4 protein-coding genes are annotated in these 2,386 nt (G+C 61.9%); 1 reads left to right on the top strand and 3 read right to left on the bottom strand.

The annotated features are described in order from the left end of the window. From QZY03_RS17155 to QZY03_RS17145, 3 genes are all read right to left on the bottom strand, one after another. Positions 1-929, bottom strand: a 929-nt coding sequence (locus QZY03_RS17155) for a tape measure protein (protein WP_295583184.1), incomplete at its 3' end; no start/stop codon positions are given. A 97-nt stretch (positions 930-1,026) separates the two neighbouring features. Then, a complete protein-coding gene (locus QZY03_RS17150; protein WP_295583182.1) occupies positions 1,027-1,326 on the bottom strand; it encodes a hypothetical protein in 300 nt (99 codons plus the stop codon). 10 nt (positions 1,327-1,336) lie between these two features. Next, positions 1,337-1,726 carry a hypothetical protein gene (locus tag QZY03_RS17145; protein WP_295583180.1) on the bottom strand — a complete coding sequence of 130 codons (390 nt, stop codon included), beginning with the start codon at positions 1,724-1,726 and terminating at the stop codon, positions 1,337-1,339. Positions 1,727-2,064: 338 nt separating this feature from the next. Here QZY03_RS17145 and QZY03_RS17140 point away from each other — a divergent pair. Beyond that, a partial coding sequence (locus tag QZY03_RS17140; RefSeq protein WP_295583178.1) for a helix-turn-helix domain-containing protein occupies positions 2,065-2,386 on the top strand: 322 nt, incomplete at its 3' end.

The following is a 2,386-nucleotide window of genomic DNA, read 5'->3' as shown; positions in this document are numbered from 1 at the left end:
TGCACCGCGCCGGCCGCCAGGCCGCCCAGCGCCGCCCCGCCGGCCAGCCCGACCAGGCTATCCAGGTGATCGGCCACCAGCCCGAGGGCCGCCGCCAGCCCGGCACTGGCGCCGGTGCTGTCGTCCAGATCCCCGACCAGTCCGGCGATGGCATTGCGCAACCGGGTGCCGGCGCCGGCGATGGTCTCGGGCAAGGTGGCGTACTCGGCGGCGATGCGTTCGCTCTGCCCGGCCAGCGCGCCAATCACCGTCTCGGCCGACAGTTGCCCGTCGCCGGCCATGGCGCGCAATTGCCCGCTGGTCACCCCGAGCGCATCGGCCAGCGCCTGTTGCAGGCGCGGCGCCTGTTCCATCACGCTGTTGAACTCGTCGCCGCGCAGCACGCCGGAACTCAGCGCCTGGGCCAACTGCCGCAGGGCGCCCTCGCTGGCCGCCGCCGAGGCGCCGGACAACTGCATGGCCTGCGAGATGGTGCGGGTCAGGTCGGTGACGTTGGTCTGCGTATCGCCCAGGCTGGTGAGCGCGCGCTGCAAGGTGGTGTAGAGTTCGGCGGTCGCCGCCACGTCGCTGCGCGTGTCGTCGGCGATGGCGCGCACCGCGGCCAGGGCCTCGCCATAGGCGGCGGTGGAGTCGGTGACCAGGCGCAGCCGCGCCTGCAGGTTGTTCCACTCATCGGCGATGGCGGCCAGCGGGGCCACCAGGTCCTGGGCGCGGCCGAGCAGTTCCAGGCCCTCGTTGAGGCGCACCATCTGCCCGAGCCCGCCGTTGGCCGCGCGCTCCAGCCCGGTCAAGGCCCGTTCGGCCGCGCCGGCGCCGGCCGTCGCGGCTGGCCCGAGCGCCGCGGCGGCATGGCCCACCTGCTGCAACTGCCCGACCGCCACTGAGCCATCGGCGCGGATCGTCAGCTTCAGTTCGAGGTCGTTAGCCATCCGTTAAGCGTGTCCGAATAAGTTGCCACTGAATTACCGTCGAATCCGGCGCAGAGTCCACGACCAGTTGCTCTTCAGTGATGGGGAGGGCCATGATTCAGACCACAGTCGGATCAGCGAGCGTCACGTCGACGAACTCTTGCAGCCCCGTCAGGGTACCCGCGTTGATCGCGTTGAGGCGGTCCCGGAATGCCTCGGCCCCAGCGTTCGGATTGGCGCCCTCACTGTCAGAGATGCCGAAAATCAGCTTCATCGGCGCGACCGTTGTTGCAGCAGAATGCGCCCGACGCCCTTCTTGCTTGCGCAGACCAGCGAGCCCGGCACGAACCATCTCTATATAACCAAGCGTTTCCAAGCCTTCTTTGCTGGACTCGGCAATGAAAGTCATGATGGCCATAACGATTATCCTATAGCGTGTTAAGGGTTTTCAGCGCTTCGATACGCTGGTTAGAGGTCGCGTTAGGGTCGGCAAGCACAGCGTTGGCTGCCCGAATATTGCGCTGCCTGGTTTGCTCAGGCCACACCTCACGGCGTAAGCGAAGGTGTTCTTGCGCAGCCAGGGCCGCCGCACGATCTTCCTCGCTACCGGCTGGAGTACCGACGTAGGTGCCATCGATAAGCTCCCAGTCATGGCCGAACGGAGCGGGGCCGTCTGGGACTTCGTGCGGGAAGATGCCCAGCGGAGCAAGGTAGGCTGCCTCGCCACGCTGGATCGCAAGCTCAGTTGGGTAGGACATGCCATTGAGCGTCACGTGCGGTGGCACCGGACCATGCTCGGTGGTGAGGTAGGTAATCACAGCGTGATCCTCATTTGTCCGGCTTGCCAGCCTTCGATCTTGCGCATGGCGTAATCAGAGAGTAGCGCACCGCAGCCAAGGATGTTGTAAGTGTGGCCGGTAAAGGGTATCGAACCATCAGCCCTAGCCCCGATAACCATAGTCCGGTTTCCGTAGTTGCCAGTGCCTTGTGACTGTACTGACGTACCACTAATACTCGTGACTTGATTTTTAATTGCGAAACTAAGCGAAGGCGCACTTATCGAGGCGCTATTTAATAACCGGACACGCCTTAATGGCAATTTTTCTAGCATAGTCTATACTTAGAGTTAGGTCTCGGATTACGAGGAGAGTCGATCATGAGTAACGATTGGCTTAGTGATGCAAGAAAGATTCCTGGCGAACCAATGAGCTATATTCGGAAACTGGCGGTCCAGTCTGTCGTCGAACGAAATTACTCCCCTGATTTGGTGGCTAGTGTATTGGGCCTTTCCCGTAGCTCAGTCTATGAGTGGGTGAAAAAATACGAGAAAGCTGGCTATGATGCACTAAACACTCAAGATGCACCGGGGGCGGAACCGCGAATCACTGCCAAGATTGATACGTGGCTGAAGTCTATTGTTCTCTCAGAAAATCCAACAAGCTATGGATACGATACGGTCTTGTGGACCTGCCAGATTC

Origin of the sequence: uncultured Lamprocystis sp. (genome assembly GCF_903933125.1) — a bacterium.
Taxonomy (GTDB): domain Bacteria; phylum Pseudomonadota; class Gammaproteobacteria; order Chromatiales; family Chromatiaceae; genus Thiodictyon.
The sequence above is the reverse complement of the archived record's forward strand: the minus strand, read 5'-3'. Positions and strand labels throughout refer to the sequence as shown.